This window comes from Hymenobacter segetis, assembly GCF_054776495.1.
Genome location: NZ_BAAHBV010000002.1, coordinates 1,293,556 through 1,311,440, shown reverse-complemented (window position 1 = coordinate 1,311,440; position 17,885 = coordinate 1,293,556). Strand labels below are relative to the sequence as shown.

The following is a 17,885-nucleotide window of genomic DNA, read 5'->3' as shown; positions in this document are numbered from 1 at the left end:
ACTCCGCTCAGCATGACGGCCTATCTATATCATGTCCGTGTTCAAGTATCCTTTTCGTCACTACTTTCTACCGCTATTGATTCTGCTGCCGCTCACCAGCTGCCTCAACCTCCTCAAACCCCGCCACGACTTCGCCACCTACACGCCTGCGCCCGGCCCCGATTACGCCCATGATAGCCTCTGGGCCGCTCTGCCCACCCGCCGCGATTCCGCCGACGCCGTGCCCGAGCAGTCCAACCTCCGCGACGAGCAAGCCACTGCCGCCGCCGATGTTTTCTTTATCCACCCCACCACCTACTATTGGCGTGCCGCTTGGAACGCCGACCTCGGCCGGGAGAAGTTAAACCGCTACACCGACAAAAGCACCATCCGCCACCAGGCCAGCGCCTTCAATGCGGCCGGCCGCATCTACGCCCCGCGCTACCGCCAAGCCACGCTCTATTCCTTCTTCGACGAGGAAACCACCAACGGCCAGGCCGCCCTCGACCTCGCCTACGCCGACGTAAAAACCGCTTTTCAGTACTACCTCGCCCACTACAACCAAGGCCGCCCCATCATCATTGCCGGCCACAGCCAGGGCACGGCCCACGCCACGCGCCTCCTCCACGAGTTTTTCGATAACGACCCTAAGCTGCGCCACCAGCTCGTGGCCGCCTACCTTATCGGCTTCAAAGTGAAGCCCGACGAGTACCAAACCATCCGGCCCTGCCCCGATTCGCTCGCCACCGGCTGCTTTATCAGCTACAATTCCGTGGCCACCGGCAACGACTATCCGCCCTTTCACCCCTTCGTTGCCACCAATCCCCTCACCTGGACGCTTGACACCTTGCTAGCCCCCGCCACCCTCAACCGCGGCGGCGTCAGCCAGGATTTCAAGCGCATCGACCCGCAAGTCACCGATGCCAAAGTCCATCAGGGTCTCCTCTGGATAACTCCGCCCAAGCCCGGCGGCTACCCGCGCTTCCTGCTCCCCGGCCGCCCCGAGCTGCGCCATTCCTACCACATCGCCGACTACGGCCTGTTCTACATGAATATCCGCGAGAACGCCAAGGCGCGGGTGCACGCGTGGCAGGGACGCAATAGTCAATGAATCGATTTAGAAATACCTTTCTCAACCATCGCCGACCTGTATAGCATGTAGCCTTTGCGGATAAAAAATTGAGGCATGCTGCCGCGTTGTAGCATGCCTCAATTTTTTATCCGCAAAGGCTACAGGGTTGTAGCCCGCTTTGGTTTTTTATCAACGAAGGCTACAGCCATTTCTTTATCGCTGACCACCCGCTATTTCCAAGGACATCCGCGAGAACGTTAAGGCGCGGGTACGGGCTTGGCAACTGCTACACCAGTAATTGCATCATCAAACAGTTCGAGCGGTTGCGCATACTCACCTTGCTAACTAATCCCATGAAAATACTTCTGGTTATGCTGATGGCAAGTTTATCTGCCACCGCGCAAACAACACCCGTACGCTATCCAAAGCTCAGCAAAACCCTCGACAGCTTGGCTTATGTTGACCAGTGGCCGATGCAGCGAATGTTCCAGCAGCTTCCCGATAGCGCCGGGCGAAATTTAGTCCAAGTTGAAAAAATCAACTTTGCCCGCCATCAGCCCATCTTGGAAAGAATTGTGAAGCAGTACGGCTACCCTGGCTTTAAGCAAGTGGGCGAAAAAAGCGCCCACAACTTCTGGCTCTTGGTGCAACACGCCGATGCATACCCCGATTTTCAGCGGCAAGTGTTGCGCCTGATGCTGCCCGAGGTGAAAAGAAAGAATGCCGCCCCAGCCGACTATGCTTACCTGACTGACCGCATAGCAACTAATGCTGGACAGCTTGAGGAATATGGAACCCAAGTAACATACACAGGATATGTAGGGAAGGACTTTAGTAAAGTCATTGCTGTTCCGGTGTCATTGCGCGACCCCAAAAATGTAGATAAACGTCGTGCTGCTATTGGGATGGAACCGCTACAGAAATATTTGGATGGGATGGCTGAAATGACCAGGCAAATGAATAAGCCCCAACCACAGGCACAATAAAAAAGGCCCGCTAGCGCAATGCCAGCGGGCCTTTCTCATTCAGCAGTCAGCCGCAATTAAGCGCCGATAGCCACACGCTTGAAGTCCGAAACCGTCATGCCTTTCGACTTGCTGTCGAGCAGCTGGGCGATGGTCATCGAGTTGTCTTTCACGAATTCCTGGTTCAGCAAGGTGTTGTCCTTGTAGAACTTGTTGAGTTTGCCGAGAGCAATTTTCTCCAGCATAGCCTCGGGCTTGCCTTCGGCGCGGGCCTGCTCTTTGCCTACTTCAATTTCACGCTCAGCAATGGAAGCATCCACACCATCTTTATCAACGGCGATAGGCTTCATGGCTACAATTTGCATAGCCACGTCGCGGCCTACGGCAGCGGCATCAGCCGAACCAACGTTTTTCAGGCCCACGAGTACGGCCTTCTTGTTGTCGGAGTGGATGTACGAAGCCACTTTCTCAGCGGTCAGCGTAGCGTAAGTCACTTCCAGCTTCTCGCCGATTTTGCCCATCAGGTCGGTCACGTGCTCCTGCACGGTCAGGCCGTCCGAAGCTTTGGCTGCGAGGATGTCCTCTTTCGTGCCAGCGTCGATGCGGATAGCGGTGTCCAGGATTTGCTGAGCCAACTCACGGAAGTTAGCCACTTTAGCTACCGATTCAGTCTCGCAAGCCAAGGCCACCAGTTTGCCTTTGGTGCCGTCTTCGCTCACGTTCACCAGCACAAGGCCTTCCGACGTTTCGTTGTCGGCGCGCTTGTCAGCGATTTTCTGGCCGTGCTTGCGCAGGATGTCGCGGGCGGCTTCGAAGTCGCCGTCGGCTTCCACCAGGGCTTTTTTGCAATCCATCATGCCCGCACCGGTCATGGTGCGGAGCTTATTTACGTCTGCGGCGGTAATAGCGGCCATTAGAGTATTTATTTGGGAGGGTTGAGGAATGAACTTCAAACTCCCCTCCTTACCAAGGAGGGGACGCTGGCGCGAAGCGTCAGCTGGGGTGGTTGTGGGCGTCTGAATCGTTCCGCACTGTTCAATGCCATAACCACCCCCGTCCGAACCTTCGGTTCGAACATCCCCTCCTTGGTAAGGAGGGGAGTAAATAAAAAAGGGAACCTCCGGAGCCTAGACTACTCGAAGGTTCCCTTTTTTCAAAGAGCTAAGAAGGGACTATTCTTCGTCAGCAGCCGTCTTTTCAGCAACAGCAGCCTCGTCGGCTTCTTTGCGGTCGGCGTCTTCTTTGTCAACTTTGCGCTCCGACAGGCCGTCTTCGATGGCCTTACCAATCACACCAACAATCAGTTGGATAGATTTCGAAGCATCGTCGTTAGCAGGAATCGGGAACTGAACCAGCTCGGGGTTCGAGTTCGTGTCGCAGATAGCGAAAACGGGGATACCCAGTTTGTGGGCTTCTTTCACGGCGATGTGCTCGCGCTTCACGTCCACGATGAACAGGGCAGCGGGCAGACGGCCGAGGTCGGCGATACCACCGAGTACGCGGTCCAGCTTGGCGCGCTCACGCGACATCATCAGCTTCTCACGCTTGGCAAGAGCGGCGTAGGCCGTGTTCTCTTTCACCATCTTATCGATGGTGGCCATCTTCTTCAGGCTCTTGCGAACCGTGGCGAAGTTGGTGAGCATGCCGCCCAACCACCGGTCGGTCACGAAAGGCATCTTCAAACGCTCGGCTTCCGTCGTAACGATTTCCTGCGCCTGCTTTTTCGTGGCTACGAACATGATTTTGCGGCCGCTTTTCGCGATGTTGCGAATAGCCGTGGCAGCGTAATCAAGCGAAACCAACGTTTTGTTGAGGTCGATGATGTGGATGCCGTTCTTCTCCATGAAGATGTACGGCGCCATTTTGGGGTCCCACTTGCGGGTGAGGTGACCAAAATGGGCACCTGCGTCGAGCAGGTCCTTATAAGTCGTCTGAGCCATGATAGTATCCTCCTGGTTTTAGCGTTTCGAGAACTGGAACGAGCGACGAGCTTTGCGCTTGCCGAATTTCTTGCGTTCCACCATGCGCGGGTCGCGGGTGAGGAAACCTTCCTTCTTCAAAGCAGGACGGGTTTCTTCGTTGTCGCTAACGAGCGCCTTGGTGATTGCCAGACGGATAGCTTCAGCCTGAGCCGAAATGCCACCGCCTTTCACGTTCACCTTGATGTCGTACTGGCCGACTTGCTCAAGAATTGCCAGGGGCTGGTTGACTACGTTTTCCAGCAACTCGTTGCTGAAATACGACTTCATGTCCCGGTCATTGATAGTGATATTCCCTTGCCCGGCCTGCATGTAAATGCGGGCCACCGAGGTTTTTCTTCTACCAGAGGTGTTGGTAATTGCCATTTAGTGAGAAAATTAAAGAGCGTAAGCCGTCGTGGCTTACAGGTTTTTGAGTTCGATAGCAACGGGCTGCTGTGCCTCGTGCGGATGCTCCATGCCGGCGTACACGTACAGGTTGCGGTACTGGGCCGAGCCGAGTTTGTTGCCTTGCAGCATGCCTTTCACAGCGTGCTCGATGACACGACGCGAGTCGCGGTTCATCTGCTCGCGCACAGTGCGACGCTTCTGGCCGCCGGGGTAGCCCGAGTGGGTGATGTAGACCTTCTCGGTCATTTTCTTGCCCGTTACGCGCAGGTTGTCAGCGTTGAGGACGATGACGTTGTCACCGCAATCAGCGTTAGGCGTGAACGAAGGCTTGTGCTTGCCGCGCAGAATGTTGGCAATCTGCGAGCAAACGCGGCCCAGAGGGGCGACGCTGGCGTCGATGATAACCCAGCTCTTCTGGGCGTTGGCCTTGCTGACGTGGGTCGTCTTGAAGCTCAGGTGGTCCATGAGTCGAAAAAAAAGGTATGCTAAACTATTGAATAAGAGTGCGGAGCCGCTTGGGCTTCGGGAAAAACGGACACAAAGGTACTGATTTATGGGGAAATAGACAAGTGCAGCGCAGTAGTTTTTCTGTGAAAGCATTGTGTCTGTGCTTACAGCGGCTTAAATCGTATCGGGGCTACATGGGCTGGCGCGTACTTTTGCCGCTTATTGCTTGCTGCCGGCCCCGGTGCTCCATATGAATCTACTCGCTTCCCATCCCGACGCTTCTTATACTGACCGCCGTGTCCGGTTATTGCTGGCGGGCCTGCTGGGCCTGTCGGTGGTGATGGCCTTCCTCACCAAAGGGACTTACGATTCGGGCGACAGCATCAAGCACTATTTGTTTGCCCACTATGCCTTTCAGCACCCGTTGAATCTGTTGGATTCGTGGGCCAAGCCCCTGTTTACGCTGCTGGCTTCGGGGCCGGCGCAGGCGGGTTTTATTGGCATGAAGCTGTTTCAGTGCGTGGTGGTGGCCGCATCGGCGTGGTGCGCCTACGTGGTGGCGCGGGCGCTGCGCCTTCCCGCGCCGGAGCTGGCTATACTGTTTGCCTATGTCACGCCGGACTATTTTCTCATTCAGTTTTCGGGCCTTACAGAGCCGTTGTTTGGGCTGATATTAATAGGCTCAGTGGCTCTGGCCATGACGAAACGGCCGGGCTGGTCGGCGGCCCTGATTTCCTGGCTGCCCTTCGTGCGCTCCGAGGGCTTTATATTAATTGGTATCTGGGTGGTGTTCCTGGCTTGGCGTCGGCAGTGGCGCAGCTTGCCGCTGCTGGTGCTGGGCTACGCCGTGTACAGCGTGGTTGGCGGCATCGTGTTTGGCGAGCCGGGCTGGGTATTTGGCCACAATCCCTACGGTACGGTATCGGTGTACGGGCACGGCGACTGGAATCATTTCCTGATTAGCCTGCCGGGCTTGCTGGGCTGGGTGCTCACGGTGCTGGCCGCCCTGGGTGGCGTGCGAATGCTACGTCACTGCGCCCAACCGGAGCGCTGGCAGCAACCGCTTTTCAGCGCAGAATTGCTGCTGGTGTACGGCAGCATTACGGTGTTCATTCTGGCGCATACTATCTTTTGGGCGAAAGGACTGTTTAATTCCTTTGGCCTGACGCGCGTGCTGACCGTTACCGCGCCGTTGTTTGCCGTGGTGGCTCTCAATGGATTGGCTTGGTTAGCCGAGCTAGGCAGGTCGGAGAAAGCGCAGCGGCGCATTCGCCTGGCGGGGGCGGTAGCGGCGGTGGCGTTCTTATTCACCGGGGCGCGTAATGCCTTTCGCTGGCAGCGCGACTTTGGCCAGTCTGCCGACCAGCAAGTGGCAGAGGGCGCGGCGGCTTGGCTGCGCCAAACCAACAACACTACCCGGCCCCTCGCCTACGAGTTTCCTTACGTATCGATGGCCACTCAAAACGACTTTTTCAACCTGGAAAAGCACCCTAGTACTAACCTGAACTGGGCTCCCCATCTCGAACTCCTGCCCGTGGGCACGCTGCTGATATGGGATGATTGGTTTTTTCCGGTTGAGGGGCGCCTGCCGATGGCCCAGCTCCAGGCAGACAACCGCTTCCGCCAACGCTGGCAAGCAGCCCTTCCCCGCGACCCCTACCACCCCGAGCGGGACACCGTACGCGTAGTCGTGTTTGAGCGGGTGCGGTAAGGATTTACCGATTCTGGGCCAGTACATCCACCAGCACCCGGAAATCCTTCGGATACGGAGCTTCCACGCTGATTTCTTCGCCATCCAGCCCGGTAAACTGCAGCTTGAGGGCGTGCAGAGCAAACCGCTTGATGAACGGCTGTTCTTCCTCGCCCTCTTTCACGTTGAATTTTTTCTTCAGCGAAGACAGGTAGAAATCCTCCCCACCATAGTCCTTATCACCAATAATGGGGGCCTGCAGGTACATCAGATGCAGGCGAATCTGGTGCATGCGGCCGGTGACGGGCTCGCAGAGAATGAGCGAGTGGCGGGCGAAGTTTTCGAGGGTGGTGAAGTAGGTTTCGGCGGGCTTGCCCTTGTAGGCGAGGCGCGCTTTGCCGCGCGTGGTGGTTTCAATGCTGCGCTCCACCAGCTGGTGGTCGAACTGCGGGGTACCCCACACGGCGGCGTGGTACTGCTTTTTTACCTCGCGGTTTTCGAACTGCATGGCGAGGTGGCGGTAGGCGGCCGGGTTTTTGGCGAAGGCCAGCGCGCCGCTGGTTTCGCGGTCGAGACGGTGGGCGGCCTGGATGTCGTCGTGGTGCTGGCGGGCTAGGCGTAGCATGTTGGGCGCGCCGCCCACCCGCTCATCGAGCGTGGCCAGAAACGGCGGCTTGTTGACGACGAGGTAATCGTCGTTTTCGAAAATAACGAGGTCGGAGAAATTCGGGAGCTTCATAAGAGGCCGCAAAGGTACGACGGCCTCAGGCCGCGCTTCCCACCGCGCCATTTTTGGGTTTGTTCAGCTTGAATTCCAGCGTGGTGCCCTCGCCCACGGTGCTTTTTACCTTGATGGTGGACTTGTGCGCCTCCACAATGTGCTTGCTGATGGCCAGGCCCAGCCCCGAGCCACCCGACTCCCGCGAACGGCTCTTATCGATGCGATAAAACCGCTCGAAAATGCGGCCCTGATGCTCGGGGGCGATGCCCGCGCCGTCGTCACGCACGGCAATGCGAACGGAACGGCCGCTTTCAACCAATGAAACCACTACGCGGCCTTTGTCGCGGCCGTACTTAATGGCGTTGTCAATCAGATTGATGAGAACCTGGCGGATGCGGTTGCGGTCGGCCACTACCAGCAGGCCGGTTTCGGGCAGGCTGGGCGGGAATAGCTCCAGGTGGGTGCCGCGCCGGGCGGCCTGCTGCTCCAGCAGCTCGAAGATTTCGCGCACCAGCACAATCAAATCGAAGCGCTGGCGGCGCATCCGCACCACGCCTTTTTCGAGCTGCGCGATGGTGACCAGGTCCTGTACGAGCGCATCAAGCGTGTCGAGACTTGCGGCGGCTTTGCGCAGGAACTTGCGGCGGGTGGCCAGGTCAATTTCGTCGTCCTCGTCATCAAGAATGGTGTGGACGAAGCCCTGGGCGGCAAAAAGCGGCGTCTTCAATTCGTGCGAAACATCGGCTAGAAACTCGCGGCGCAGGGCTTGCAGGCGCACCAGTTCATCTAATTCCTGCTGACGGCGCTCGGCCATGAGCAGGATTTCGTCGCGCACGCGCTTCACCGGCTCGGGCCGGAACAGGAATTTGTTGCTCAGCTTCTTGAATTCCTTGCGTTTGATGTGCTCCAGACCCGCGTAAATGCCGTTGATTTCCCGGAAAATCAGGGCTTCAAACGACAGATAAATCAGCAGAAAACAAGCCGCCACCGTAACACCCGCCGCCAGAAATGCCTCCCGAAACGGCAGCGTGGGGCCGATGCGGGCATAGGTAGTGAGCACGCCCGCCACCAGCAGCGCGATAAGGATGGCAATGGTGCGAGAGGATAAATTCATGCGCAAATATGGAAAGGCGGGACTTATGAGGCGAATACATACCTTTATCGTCCGGCAATTCCGCCCGGCCTACCAACCGTCCGATTTGATGAAAAAACTAGTACTCCTATCTGCCATTTTGCTTGGGGGCGCGGCCGCTGCCCAGGCGCAGAGCAACGTCGTCAAAATTAACGCAGTAAGCTTAGCCGTGCAGACGGGCTCGGTTTTTTGGGAACATCAAATTGCCGTTGACCGCAGTCTAAATCTGGGCGCTTTCGTCACTAACTACAACGACAAACATTCGGGTACTTTCTCCTCCGAAACCCAATTCAGAGGATTTGGGCTAACGGGGGAGTACCGTTTTCATTCCGGAACCGAAGCGCTGCGCGGGTTTTTCTTCGGGCCATACCTGCGCTTTCAGCATTTCAACTTCACTGAAACTTCCACCTTTCTCTCGAATGCTCCCACGCAGGACAAAGCTACGCTCACCACCTTCGGCGGGGGCGGCGTGCTGGGTTGGCAGGGTATCATTGCCGGGCACCTCAGCATCGAGCCCTTTCTGGGGGTGGGATATGCTGCCGGAAGTGTTGATAACCTTGATGATAACCATGGAACCCTAGACGTTCGTGGAGGAATTGTCGGCTTGGAGTTGCGCCCCGGCTTGTCGATTGGCTACGCATTCGGCAAAGCGACAGAATAATGCCTGCCGCTAGTCCACGTTGAACTTGTAGCCCACGCCCTTGATGGTCTGGATGTGGTGGTCGCCCACTTTTTCGCGCACTTTGCGCACGTGCACGTCCACGGTGCGGGCCAGCACGAATACGTCGTTGCCCCAGATATTCTGGAGCAGCTCTTCGCGGTTGAACACCTTGTGGGGCGAGGCGGCCAGGAAGGCCAGTAGCTCAAATTCCTTCTTGGGAAGGGTGATTTTCTTGCCTTCCTGATACACGGCGAAGGCGGTGCGGTCGATGCGCAGGCCGTTGATGTCGATGGCATCTACTGCGGCGTGGGGGTCCTGGTCGCGGCGCTTCACGGCGGCCAGGCGGCCGAGCAGGGCGCGCGGCTTGATGGGCTTGGCGATGAAGTCGTCGGCCCCGGCCTCGAAGGCGGCCACCTCGGAGAATTCTTCGGCCCGGGCGGTGAGGAACAGGATGTAGGTGTCCTTGAACTTGGGGTTTTCGCGCAGCAGGCGGCAGGCGGCGATGCCGTCGAGGTTGGGCATCATCACGTCGAGCAGGATGATGTCGGGGTGAAACTCGGCGGCTACTTCCAGGGCTTTGCGGCCGTCGGAGGCGGAGGCGGTTTGGTAGCCTTCCTTCTTCAGGTTGAACTCCAGCAGCTCGACAATGTCCGGGTCGTCATCAACCACGAGAATCTTGTACACGGGCGTTTTGGCAGCAGTCACGGCGTTTGGGGCTTAGGTGAAGCGAGGCAATGTTTCCGCAAAAGTACCGCTCCCGGCGGCCGGCATCATGTTACGATTGTGTGATGTCCGGCAGCCGTTCCGGCGGCGGCGACGGGAGGCACAGCGCTACGATGAAGAACCCATTCAGAAAAGAGTACAGCAGGGCGTGAATGGCCCAGATATTCAGACTGAGCTCTTTGGATTGAAACAGGACCAGGTTACTGGTGAGAAAAATCAGGCTGTTGGCCGAGAAATACAGCAACACGCCCGCCGAAATCCAGAACATTGGCTCGCGCTCCAATGGTGCCAATGATACGGGCAATGTCTTGAGCACGCGCCTGTAATACAGCCCCACCAGGACCAGCATGGCCACGCTTTCGATGAAATGCTGGATGGGGCTGAACTCGACCGTGCCGGGCCGGGGCCAGCTGGTGAGCGCCGTGCCCAACACAAACAGGCCGATGCCAACCGGCAGATACCGGGCCACGGGATGCGGCCACAGCGCCCGCCGGTACATCAGGCCCAGCAGCGTAAACTCGATGGCGGTATCAATAGGGGCCAGAAACAGGTTGGGCTGGTGGTGGCGCTGAAACCATAAAGACACCACCGTAACCACCAACGCCAGCCACGACAGCCACGCCAAGTAGCGTCGCACGGCCTCGTACCGGCGGTACCGGACCAGCCCCACCACGCACGCCACCACGAGCGGAACCGACGAAAAATTGACAATAAAATGCTGGATGGCGTTCATGGTTACTACGAAAGTAACCCGTCAGGCCAGGCAGGCAATAGATATACTGATATTAAGAATGCTCTTGCTGCCGCGCTTGGCTAGTTGGCCAGGTTCAGTTTCCACTTCAGGCCCTGGTAGCGCACCATGTCCACCTTCACGGTGCCCACGAACATCTCGGCCTGAAACAGCACCGGAATCTTGTTACGGTCATCAGAGAGGTACACTGAAATGGCGTTTTCGCCCCGGAATAGCTTATTATTGGGCATTTTGGGCACCAGCTTGAACGCGCGCACGTCGCCGGCTTTGGTTTCCACCACTTCGCGGCCTTTGTACACCACGTCCAGGATGAAATTGTCACCGTCGAAGTAGCCGGGCATCCGCACCACGTCGCCCACTTTCATGCGGTCGAAATTGATGGTGCGCAGGTAATAAAAGCCGCTCACCAGCTCCAAGGTGTTGTTGGCCACCTTCACGGTGGTGTGCTTGGGGTTTTCCTTGTTGTGGTCCTGCACCTCAGCCACGTCGCGCAGGTGGTCGAAATCGACGGTTTCCTTCTTGCGGTAGTTCTTCTCGGCGATGTCGCGCTGGGCGCGGATGGGCAGGATGCTGGTGGTGTCGATGTAGGCCCGCCACTGGTCGCGGATGCGCAGGAAAAAGTCGAACGAGCCGGTGGTTTTGCCGCTCACGGTGGCCTTGTAGCAGGGCCGGTCATTCACGCGCTCCAGGCTGCCGCCGGTTTCCACGGTGGCCTCGCCGCCATTGATGAGGCCGTAGTGGACGGTGTAGCGAATGGTTTCGCCGCGCCCGAAGCTGGATTGTGGAACGTTGCGCACGGCATCGCCAGGGCCCATTGCGAGCTGGGCGGAGGCGAGCAATACCAGGAGAGCAGGAGTAAGAAATAACCAGCGGCGCGTCATATCAATAACTATAATAAAAAGAAGGGGCAGCCTGACCCTAGACAAACGTAATGCCAGCCCCGGAGCTAAGGTAAAGGTACGAACATAAAAAAAGCCCGTTGCGATTTGCAACGGGCTTTGGATTATTTACGGAAGGTGCGGCTGTGCTTACAGCGTGTCTTCGCCGTCCTCCGGAATGCTCATGTCAACGGGAATTACGTCCTCGTCGCCCTTGGCCATGTCGCGGATTTTCTTCTCGATTTCGGCGGCCAACTCGGGGTTGTCGAGCAGCAAAGTCTTCACGGCTTCGCGGCCCTGGCCGATTTTGGTTTCGCCGTAGTTGAACCACGAGCCCGACTTGCCGATGATGCCCATGTCGACGCCAAGGTCCACAATCTCACCGACTTTGGAAATGCCCTGGCCGTAGATGATGTCGAACTCGACCACTTTGAAGGGCGGCGCTACTTTGTTCTTCACCACCTTCACCTTGGTGCGGTTGCCGGTCACGTTGTCCTTATCCTCCTTGATTTGGCCGATGCGGCGGATATCGAGGCGCACGGAAGCGTAGAATTTCAGGGCGTTACCACCGGTGGTGGTTTCGGGCGAGCCGAACATTACGCCGATTTTCTCACGGAGCTGGTTGATGAACACGCAGCAGCAGCCGGTTTTGTTGATGGTGCCGGTGAGCTTGCGCAGGGCCTGGCTCATGAGGCGAGCGTGCAGGCCCACTTTCGAGTCGCCCATGTCGCCTTCGAGTTCGCCTTTCGGTACGAGGGCGGCCACGGAGTCAATCACGATGATGTCGATGGCGCCGGACGAAATCAGCTGGTCGGCGATTTCGAGGGCTTGCTCGCCGTTATCGGGCTGGGCGATGAGCAGGTTGCTGGTATCGATGCCCAGTTTCTCGGCGTAGGATTTGTCGAAGGCGTGCTCGGCGTCGATGAACGCGGCCATGCCGCCTTTCTTCTGCGCTTCGGCAATCATGTGCATGGTCAGCGTGGTCTTACCCGACGATTCCGGGCCGTAGATTTCGATGACGCGGCCGCGGGGCACGCCGCCAATGCCGAGGGCAATGTCGAGCGAAAGCGAGCCGGTGCTGATGCTTGGAATGTCGCCCACCTTGTTGTCGGAGAGCTTCATTACGGTGCCTTTGCCATAGGCCTTATCCAGCTTGTCCAGGGTGAGCTGGAGGGCTTTCATTTTTTCGGCCGCGGTGTTGACTTCCGCCTTTTCAACTCTTTCGGCTTTCGGAGCCGCTTTGGTAGCTAGTGCCATGTGGGGGTATTTGAGAAAAAGGGATTAGGTTTGGTAAAGTTACTGGTTTTGGCCGGGTCGCAATCGAATAAATCTATTCCTTGTTAAAGGCCCCGAATGGGCTGTTTTGCGGCGGCTTTTTCTAACACAGAGGTTAGTGGTTTGGTGCCGTTGAGAGGCGAAATATATGAGGAATTATCTAAAAATATTAGTTGGCCTTGTGGCTGTGCTAATTAGAGTGGAAACAGCACAGGCGCAATTGGACAATCGGGCGTTTACAAGTCCTACTCCAGGCAGGCCGGAAGGCCACATGGAGATGGATAATTTGCTAAATGAACAGAGGAAGGAAACTGATTCTGTAACGGCAAATATTATTCGGGCAGCAAATCCGGCGGCTGCCGGGGACCTGCGCGTCTCGCTCAATGCCTTCACCTTCTTCAAGGACAACGAATACTTCAACAAGATTGTAGACGGCTACACGCTGTACGGTACGCAGTTGAACCCGCAACTCGTTTATTATCCCACCAAAGACCTGCGGCTGGAAGGCGGCGTGTTCATCTGGAAAGACTTCGGCAACCCGGTGTTGAAGGCGGTGCGGCCCACGTTTCGGGCCACCTGGACCACGGGCAAGCAGCAGATAATCCTGGGCAACATCCGGGCAAACCTGCACCACAACTACATCGAGCCGATGTTCAACTTCGAGCGGGTGATGCTGAACCCGCTGGAGGAAGGCATTCAGATGCGCTACACAGGCTCGCGGCTGTTTGTGGACCAGTGGGTGGACTGGCAGCGCCAGCAGTACCGCTACAGCAACTACCAGGAAGAAGTGGCCGGCGGCCTGACCAGCAGCTACCGCATCAGCCCCGACAACAGCCGCTGGACGGTGGCCATCCCGTTTCAGTTCACGGCCATCCACCACGGCGGGCAGATTGATACGCTGGACAAGCCCCTGCAAACGGTGTTCAACGAGGCCTTTGGCCTGGAGGCGCGCCGCACCCTGGACGGGCCCACGCTGCGGGCCGTGCGGTTCAATGGCTACGTGCTCGGGTATCAGGATTATTCCTTCACGAAGGGCCAGTTTCCGTTTCAATACGGCCGGGCGCTGTATCTGAACGGTACCCTCGAAACCCGCTACGCTGATGTGATGGTGAGCTACTGGCAGGGTTCGCGCTTCATGTCGCCGCTGGGGGGCGACTTGTACCAGAGCGCTTCGCGCACGGTGTCGAACCCGGATTTTCTGGACCCCAAGCGCAAGATTATCATGGTGCGGCTGCTGCGCGACTTCCGCATTTCCGACGGTGCCGCGCTCTCAGCGCGGGTCGAACCGGTGTTCGACCTCAACGCCAAGCTGCTGGATTATTCCTTCGGGATGTACTTCAATTTCCGGCAGGACTGGCTGCTGGGCAACGTGGGTAAACGCGTGCGGGTGGGGCAGTAGCCGGTGGGGCGATTTGGCCCGCGTCAGGCGTTGCGCACGAGCCAGAAGCGGCAGATTTGGCTTAGCGTATCCGAATTACGGAACCAGAGCGGGCGCTTGGGCGGCGGCTCTGGCTGAAAGCCCACGGCGCGCGCCACGGCCTGCCCGCGCACATTGCCCTGAAAGCAGCGGATGAGCAGGCGCTGGCTGCCCACCGTATTAAAGCCAAAGTCGATGACGGCGGCCAGGGCCTCGCGGGCGTAGCCGTGGCCCTCGGCGGCGGCGGCCAGGTAGTAACCGATTTCGGCCTGGCCCTTTTGCTGGGGCATGAGGCAGATATCACCCACATATTCGGCCGTGGCGCGGTGCCAGATGCCGAACACGTAGAAGCGCCCGGTGCGCCAGTCCTCGGCGAAGGTGCGCAGGGACACCACGGCATCGGCCACGGACCGCACGGCTTGCAGGCGGTCGGGGAAGGAGGCCTGGAAGCGGGGACGGTCGGCGTGCAGCAACGCGAAAAACGCATCGGCATCGGCCGGCTCGTAGGGGCGCAGGCAGAGGCGTTCGGTGTAGAGCGGGGCGCGGGGCAGCATAGCAGCGTACTACGGAAAAAGGGCCGCCTCCGTGTCCGGAAGCGGCCCTTTCACAAGAAATAAATCGGCTATTTGTTCTCGCCCACGTACTGGCTGGGGCTGCCCAGGGCCTGCTGGGTGCGCATCACGTTCACCTGCCGGGCGGCTTCGTTGAAGAATTCGAGGCGGCGGATGAGCATTTCCTTCACCAGCACGCGGCCTTCGGGGGTGCGCATGGTGCCGCGCTTGTCGGCCAGCACGCGCTGCATGGCGGCCAGCGTCTGGCCCTCGTGCTTCATGAACTGCTGCTGGAACTCGGCCAGCCGAGCCACGCCACTGGCGCTAAGAGTGAAGTCCTCGCCAGCGCCCTGGTTCAGCACCTCGCACAGCACGTACACTTCAATGGGCAGGCTGGTTTCGAGGGCCGTGGTGCGCAGGTCGAGGCCGGCGGCCAGGGCGTCGAGGATGATGCGCACGTTGCGCTCAAATTGCTGATAGTAGGCTTGGGCTTCCATATTAGGGACTTGTCAGGGCTTTTGTCATCCTGAGCAGAGCGAAGGACCTTATCACGTTTGGAGCAGTAATTACTGCCAATTGTTCATCGGTGATAAGGTCCTTCGCTGCGCTCAGGATGACAGACGTTTTCTACAAAAGTTCTTTCACAATCTGCTCCACGCCGATGCCTTCGGCTTCGGCTTTGAAGTTGCGCACGAGGCGGTGGCGCAATATCGGCACGGCCACGGCGCGCACGTCCTCAATATCCGGCGAGTATTTGCCGTTGAGCAGGGCGTTGCACTTGGCACCCACGATGAGGTGCTGCGAGGCGCGGGGACCGGCTCCCCATTCCAGCAGCTGGTTGGTGCGGGGGGCGGCGCGCTCGGTGTTGGGGCGGGTTTTGTGCACGAGGCCCACGGCGTATTCCACCACGTTATCGGCCACCGGCACCCGGCGCACCAGCTCCTGGAAGGCCTGAATGTCGGCGGCGTGGAGGACTTTGTTGACCGTCTGCTTGATGTTGGAAGTCGTCTGCTTCACGATGTTCAACTCCTCGGCATATGTCGGGTAGCCCAGCTCGATGTTGAACATGAAGCGGTCGAGCTGCGCTTCGGGCAGGGGGTAGGTGCCTTCCTGCTCGATGGGGTTCTGCGTAGCCAGCACGAAGAACGGGCGGCTGAGCGGGTAGCGCTGCCCGGCCACCGTCACGGCGTATTCCTGCATCGATTCGAGCAGGGCGGCCTGGGTTTTGGGCGGCGTCCGGTTGATTTCGTCGGCCAGAATGATGTTGGCGAAGATGGGGCCTTTCACGAAGTGAAAATCCCGCTGCTGGTTCATCGTTTCCGAGCCCACGATATCGCTGGGCATCAAATCGGGCGTGAACTGGATGCGGTTAAACGACAAATCCAGTGAGTCGGCAATGGTCTGAATCAGCAGGGTTTTGGCCAAGCCGGGCACGCCTACCAGCAGGCTGTGGCCCTGCGAAAACACGGCGGTAAGCACCAGCCGCACCACCTCGTCTTGCCCCACGATGACCTTGCCGATTTCCTGGCGCAGCTTCTGGAAGGAGGCGGCCAGGGCATCGGCAGCTTCTTTGTCGTTTTGGAATTGAGCCATTCGGGATTTTAAGAGGAAGGAGGAAAATCAGTCATCCTGAGCGGAGCGAAGGACCTTATCACGTTTGCATCGATTGGTTTACTACAAACCGTTCAGTGGTGATAAGGCCCTTCGCTCCGCTCAGGATGACAGTGGAAACAAGACGAAGGTTATTTCTCCACCGCGTCCAGCACCTTGCACTGGGCGTATTCCGGCTCTACTTCGAGGTACACCGTGCCACGGTTTTTGGCAAACCACTCGTCCAGCGCCTTCGTCTTTTTCTCGTTGAGGGCGGCGGCGGCAATCTTCTGGTAGTCGTCCTGCAGGTTGGCCTGGTGGGGCGGGGTGTTCGATTTCAGCCACAGGATGCGCATGGCGTCCTTGCCGTCGTCGGTGCGGTAGGCCATCGGCGGGGTGATGTGGCCCACCTTCATCGTATCAATCGTGAAGAAGATGGCCGGGTCAAGCTTATCAAGCGGCAGGCGCGAGCCGCCGTCCTGGCGGTTGGCGAGCAGGCCGCCGTTGCTACTGCTGGTTTTATCCGAGGAGTTGTCCTTGGCCGCTTTGGCAAAAGTGATGCTGTCGGACAGAATCTGGCGGCGCAGCCGGGTCAGCAGCTTGGCCGAGGCACTGATATCGGATGAGCCAGTCTCTGGCTTCAGCAGGATGTGGCGCGTCGAATACGTGTTGCCCTTGCGCTCAATGAACTGAATAAGGTGGAAGCCGAACTGCGACTGCACCACCGGCGACATCTGGCCTGGCTCCAGCTTCATCGAAGCCGCCTCATATTCCGGCACCAGCTCGCCGCGCTTGAAAAAGCCCAGATATCCGCCTTCCTTGGCCGAGCCCGGGTCTTCCGAATTGGCCTTAGCGAGGGTAGCAAAATCAGCCCCGGCCAGCACCTGCGCCCGCAGGTCATTGAGCTTGGCGATGGCGGCCTGCTTGGCCTTGTCGTTCACCTGGGCCGGCACCACAATCTGGCCCACTTCCACCTCAGTGCTGAAGTATGGCAGGCTGTCCTTCGGAATGCGGGTAAAATACTGGGCTACTTCGCGCGGCGTCACCGCCACCTTGCCGGTGATGGTTTCCTGCATTTTCTGCTGCGTGAGCTGGTCCTTAATCTGGGGCCGCAGGTCGTCTTTCAGCGATTTGATGGACTTGCCGTACTGCTCCTCGAGGCGCTTCTCGGAGCCAATCTGCTGCGCGAAATAGGCCATGCGGCGGTCTACTTCGCTGTTCACCTGCTTGTCCTCCACCGTCACGGAGTCGACGTCGGCGCGGGCCAGCATCAGCTTGTTCAGCACCAGGCTTTGCAGGATTTTGCATTTCAAATCCGGTGCCACGGGCTTGCCTTCGGCCCGGGCCACCTCCTGGGCGTAAATGAGCTCCACCTCGGAGCGCAGCACAATCTGGTTGTCCACCTTCACAATGATGCCATCGAGCAGCTGCTGGCCCTTGGGCCGGCTGATGCCCAACTGGGCCTGGGAAGCGGGCACAAAGCCCAGTAGCAGCAATAGCGTAAGCAGGGCCGGCGCTATGGCGCGGTTCACATTAACAAGCATAAAGTCGTATTGAAAAGCCGGTGGACAGGTGCCCCGGCCTGGTCCGTGCGGGGCTAACACCCAAACGGGCCCACAAATTTCACCATAAATCCGTTGGCAGACAAAAACAAGGAGCCGAAG

General features: G+C 58.3%; 19 protein-coding genes. 5 read left to right on the top strand and 14 right to left on the bottom strand.

The genetic code is table 11. The features are described 5' to 3' along the window. Positions 1-76 precede the first annotated feature (76 nt). Positions 77-1,090 (top strand): DUF3089 domain-containing protein, encoded by a 1,014-nt coding sequence (locus tag ACYU70_RS15965; RefSeq protein WP_342295204.1) that lies wholly within the window; start codon positions 77-79, stop codon positions 1,088-1,090. Positions 1,091-1,404: 314 nt separating this feature from the next. Beyond that, on the top strand, positions 1,405-2,037 hold the full coding sequence (locus ACYU70_RS15960) for a DUF6624 domain-containing protein (protein ID WP_342295205.1): 633 nt from the start codon (positions 1,405-1,407) through the stop codon (positions 2,035-2,037). A gap of 56 nt (positions 2,038-2,093) precedes the next feature. On the opposite strand, the gene tsf is transcribed toward ACYU70_RS15960, so the two are convergent. From tsf to rplM, 4 genes are all read right to left on the bottom strand, one after another. Continuing rightward, complete coding sequence (gene tsf, locus ACYU70_RS15955; RefSeq protein ID WP_342295206.1) at positions 2,094-2,930, bottom strand: translation elongation factor Ts; 837 nt, start codon at positions 2,928-2,930, stop codon at positions 2,094-2,096. 258 nt (positions 2,931-3,188) lie between these two features. Continuing rightward, positions 3,189-3,956, bottom strand: coding sequence for a 30S ribosomal protein S2 (gene rpsB / locus ACYU70_RS15950; protein ID WP_342295207.1), 768 nt, complete (start codon positions 3,954-3,956; stop codon positions 3,189-3,191). Between the two features lie 18 nt (positions 3,957-3,974). Next, positions 3,975-4,361: a 30S ribosomal protein S9 gene (rpsI, locus tag ACYU70_RS15945; protein ID WP_168672488.1), complete on the bottom strand. Its 387-nt coding sequence runs from the start codon at positions 4,359-4,361 to the stop codon at positions 3,975-3,977. A 36-nt stretch (positions 4,362-4,397) separates the two neighbouring features. Next, positions 4,398-4,850, bottom strand: coding sequence for a 50S ribosomal protein L13 (gene rplM, locus ACYU70_RS15940; protein ID WP_342295208.1), 453 nt, complete (start codon positions 4,848-4,850; stop codon positions 4,398-4,400). Between the two features lie 232 nt (positions 4,851-5,082). On the opposite strand from rplM, the gene ACYU70_RS15935 reads away from it, so the two are divergent. Further along, complete coding sequence (locus ACYU70_RS15935) at positions 5,083-6,543, top strand: hypothetical protein (RefSeq protein ID WP_342295209.1); 1,461 nt, start codon at positions 5,083-5,085, stop codon at positions 6,541-6,543. Between the two features lie 4 nt (positions 6,544-6,547). Here the strand turns inward: ACYU70_RS15935 and ACYU70_RS15930 are convergent, their stop codons facing one another. Together ACYU70_RS15930 and ACYU70_RS15925 are read right to left on the bottom strand one after the other, a co-directional pair. Then, positions 6,548-7,261 carry an RluA family pseudouridine synthase gene (locus ACYU70_RS15930; protein WP_342295210.1) on the bottom strand — a complete coding sequence of 238 codons (714 nt, stop codon included), beginning with the start codon at positions 7,259-7,261 and terminating at the stop codon, positions 6,548-6,550. Positions 7,262-7,286: 25 nt separating this feature from the next. Continuing rightward, positions 7,287-8,357, bottom strand: a complete 1,071-nt coding sequence (locus ACYU70_RS15925) for a sensor histidine kinase (RefSeq protein WP_342295211.1) — start codon at positions 8,355-8,357, stop codon at positions 7,287-7,289. An 88-nt stretch (positions 8,358-8,445) separates the two neighbouring features. On the opposite strand from ACYU70_RS15925, the gene ACYU70_RS15920 reads away from it, so the two are divergent. Further along, positions 8,446-9,036: a DUF3575 domain-containing protein gene (locus tag ACYU70_RS15920; RefSeq protein WP_342295212.1), complete on the top strand. Its 591-nt coding sequence runs from the start codon at positions 8,446-8,448 to the stop codon at positions 9,034-9,036. Positions 9,037-9,045: 9 nt separating this feature from the next. On the opposite strand, the gene ACYU70_RS15915 is transcribed toward ACYU70_RS15920, so the two are convergent. The 4 genes from ACYU70_RS15915 to recA all read right to left on the bottom strand — a co-directional run bounded on the left by ACYU70_RS15915 (position 9,046) and on the right by recA (position 12,570). Further along, positions 9,046-9,741 (bottom strand): response regulator transcription factor, encoded by a 696-nt coding sequence (locus ACYU70_RS15915; protein WP_342295213.1) that lies wholly within the window; start codon positions 9,739-9,741, stop codon positions 9,046-9,048. A 70-nt stretch (positions 9,742-9,811) separates the two neighbouring features. Next, positions 9,812-10,492 carry a hypothetical protein gene (locus ACYU70_RS15910; protein WP_342295214.1) on the bottom strand — a complete coding sequence of 227 codons (681 nt, stop codon included), beginning with the start codon at positions 10,490-10,492 and terminating at the stop codon, positions 9,812-9,814. 80 nt (positions 10,493-10,572) lie between these two features. Then, the gene (locus tag ACYU70_RS15905; RefSeq protein WP_342295215.1) at positions 10,573-11,325 is read right to left on the bottom strand and encodes a DUF3108 domain-containing protein; all 753 of its coding nucleotides are present in this window, start codon (positions 11,323-11,325) and stop codon (positions 10,573-10,575) included. A 213-nt stretch (positions 11,326-11,538) separates the two neighbouring features. Then, positions 11,539-12,570 carry a recombinase RecA gene (gene recA / locus ACYU70_RS15900; protein WP_342295341.1) on the bottom strand — a complete coding sequence of 344 codons (1,032 nt, stop codon included), beginning with the start codon at positions 12,568-12,570 and terminating at the stop codon, positions 11,539-11,541. A gap of 370 nt (positions 12,571-12,940) precedes the next feature. On the opposite strand from recA, the gene ACYU70_RS15895 reads away from it, so the two are divergent. Continuing rightward, entirely contained in the window at positions 12,941-14,062 is a 1,122-nt protein-coding gene (locus tag ACYU70_RS15895; RefSeq protein WP_342295216.1) for a hypothetical protein, read from the top strand. A 23-nt stretch (positions 14,063-14,085) separates the two neighbouring features. Here the strand turns inward: ACYU70_RS15895 and ACYU70_RS15890 are convergent, their stop codons facing one another. The 4 genes from ACYU70_RS15890 to ACYU70_RS15875 form a co-directional block, all read right to left on the bottom strand. After that, positions 14,086-14,634, bottom strand: a complete 549-nt coding sequence (locus tag ACYU70_RS15890; RefSeq protein ID WP_342295217.1) for a GNAT family N-acetyltransferase — start codon at positions 14,632-14,634, stop codon at positions 14,086-14,088. Positions 14,635-14,702: 68 nt separating this feature from the next. Next, complete coding sequence (locus ACYU70_RS15885) at positions 14,703-15,128, bottom strand: hypothetical protein (protein WP_342295218.1); 426 nt, start codon at positions 15,126-15,128, stop codon at positions 14,703-14,705. Between the two features lie 130 nt (positions 15,129-15,258). Continuing rightward, positions 15,259-16,224, bottom strand: coding sequence for an AAA family ATPase (locus tag ACYU70_RS15880; protein WP_342295219.1), 966 nt, complete (start codon positions 16,222-16,224; stop codon positions 15,259-15,261). A gap of 149 nt (positions 16,225-16,373) precedes the next feature. Beyond that, complete coding sequence (locus tag ACYU70_RS15875) at positions 16,374-17,765, bottom strand: peptidylprolyl isomerase (protein ID WP_342295220.1); 1,392 nt, start codon at positions 17,763-17,765, stop codon at positions 16,374-16,376. Positions 17,766-17,885: the final 120 nt, after the last annotated feature.

Coding starts and splice junctions, on each gene's coding strand:
- ACYU70_RS15890 (WP_342295217.1), bottom strand. CDS start 14,634: ATGCTGCCCCGCGCCCCGCTCTACACCGAACGCCTCTGCCTGCGCCCC.
- rpsB (WP_342295207.1), bottom strand. CDS start 3,956: ATGGCTCAGACGACTTATAAGGACCTGCTCGACGCAGGTGCCCATTTT.
- ACYU70_RS15960 (WP_342295205.1), top strand. CDS start 1,405: ATGAAAATACTTCTGGTTATGCTGATGGCAAGTTTATCTGCCACCGCG.
- ACYU70_RS15930 (WP_342295210.1), bottom strand. CDS start 7,261: ATGAAGCTCCCGAATTTCTCCGACCTCGTTATTTTCGAAAACGACGAT.
- ACYU70_RS15925 (WP_342295211.1), bottom strand. CDS start 8,357: ATGAATTTATCCTCTCGCACCATTGCCATCCTTATCGCGCTGCTGGTG.
- ACYU70_RS15910 (WP_342295214.1), bottom strand. CDS start 10,492: ATGAACGCCATCCAGCATTTTATTGTCAATTTTTCGTCGGTTCCGCTC.
- ACYU70_RS15935 (WP_342295209.1), top strand. CDS start 5,083: ATGAATCTACTCGCTTCCCATCCCGACGCTTCTTATACTGACCGCCGT.
- ACYU70_RS15875 (WP_342295220.1), bottom strand. CDS start 17,765: ATGCTTGTTAATGTGAACCGCGCCATAGCGCCGGCCCTGCTTACGCTA.
- recA (WP_342295341.1), bottom strand. CDS start 12,570: ATGAAAGCCCTCCAGCTCACCCTGGACAAGCTGGATAAGGCCTATGGC.
- ACYU70_RS15920 (WP_342295212.1), top strand. CDS start 8,446: ATGAAAAAACTAGTACTCCTATCTGCCATTTTGCTTGGGGGCGCGGCC.
- rpsI (WP_168672488.1), bottom strand. CDS start 4,361: ATGGCAATTACCAACACCTCTGGTAGAAGAAAAACCTCGGTGGCCCGC.
- ACYU70_RS15905 (WP_342295215.1), bottom strand. CDS start 11,325: ATGGGCCCTGGCGATGCCGTGCGCAACGTTCCACAATCCAGCTTCGGG.
- tsf (WP_342295206.1), bottom strand. CDS start 2,930: ATGGCCGCTATTACCGCCGCAGACGTAAATAAGCTCCGCACCATGACC.
- rplM (WP_342295208.1), bottom strand. CDS start 4,850: ATGGACCACCTGAGCTTCAAGACGACCCACGTCAGCAAGGCCAACGCC.
- ACYU70_RS15880 (WP_342295219.1), bottom strand. CDS start 16,224: ATGGCTCAATTCCAAAACGACAAAGAAGCTGCCGATGCCCTGGCCGCC.
- ACYU70_RS15885 (WP_342295218.1), bottom strand. CDS start 15,128: ATGGAAGCCCAAGCCTACTATCAGCAATTTGAGCGCAACGTGCGCATC.
- ACYU70_RS15895 (WP_342295216.1), top strand. CDS start 12,941: ATGGATAATTTGCTAAATGAACAGAGGAAGGAAACTGATTCTGTAACG.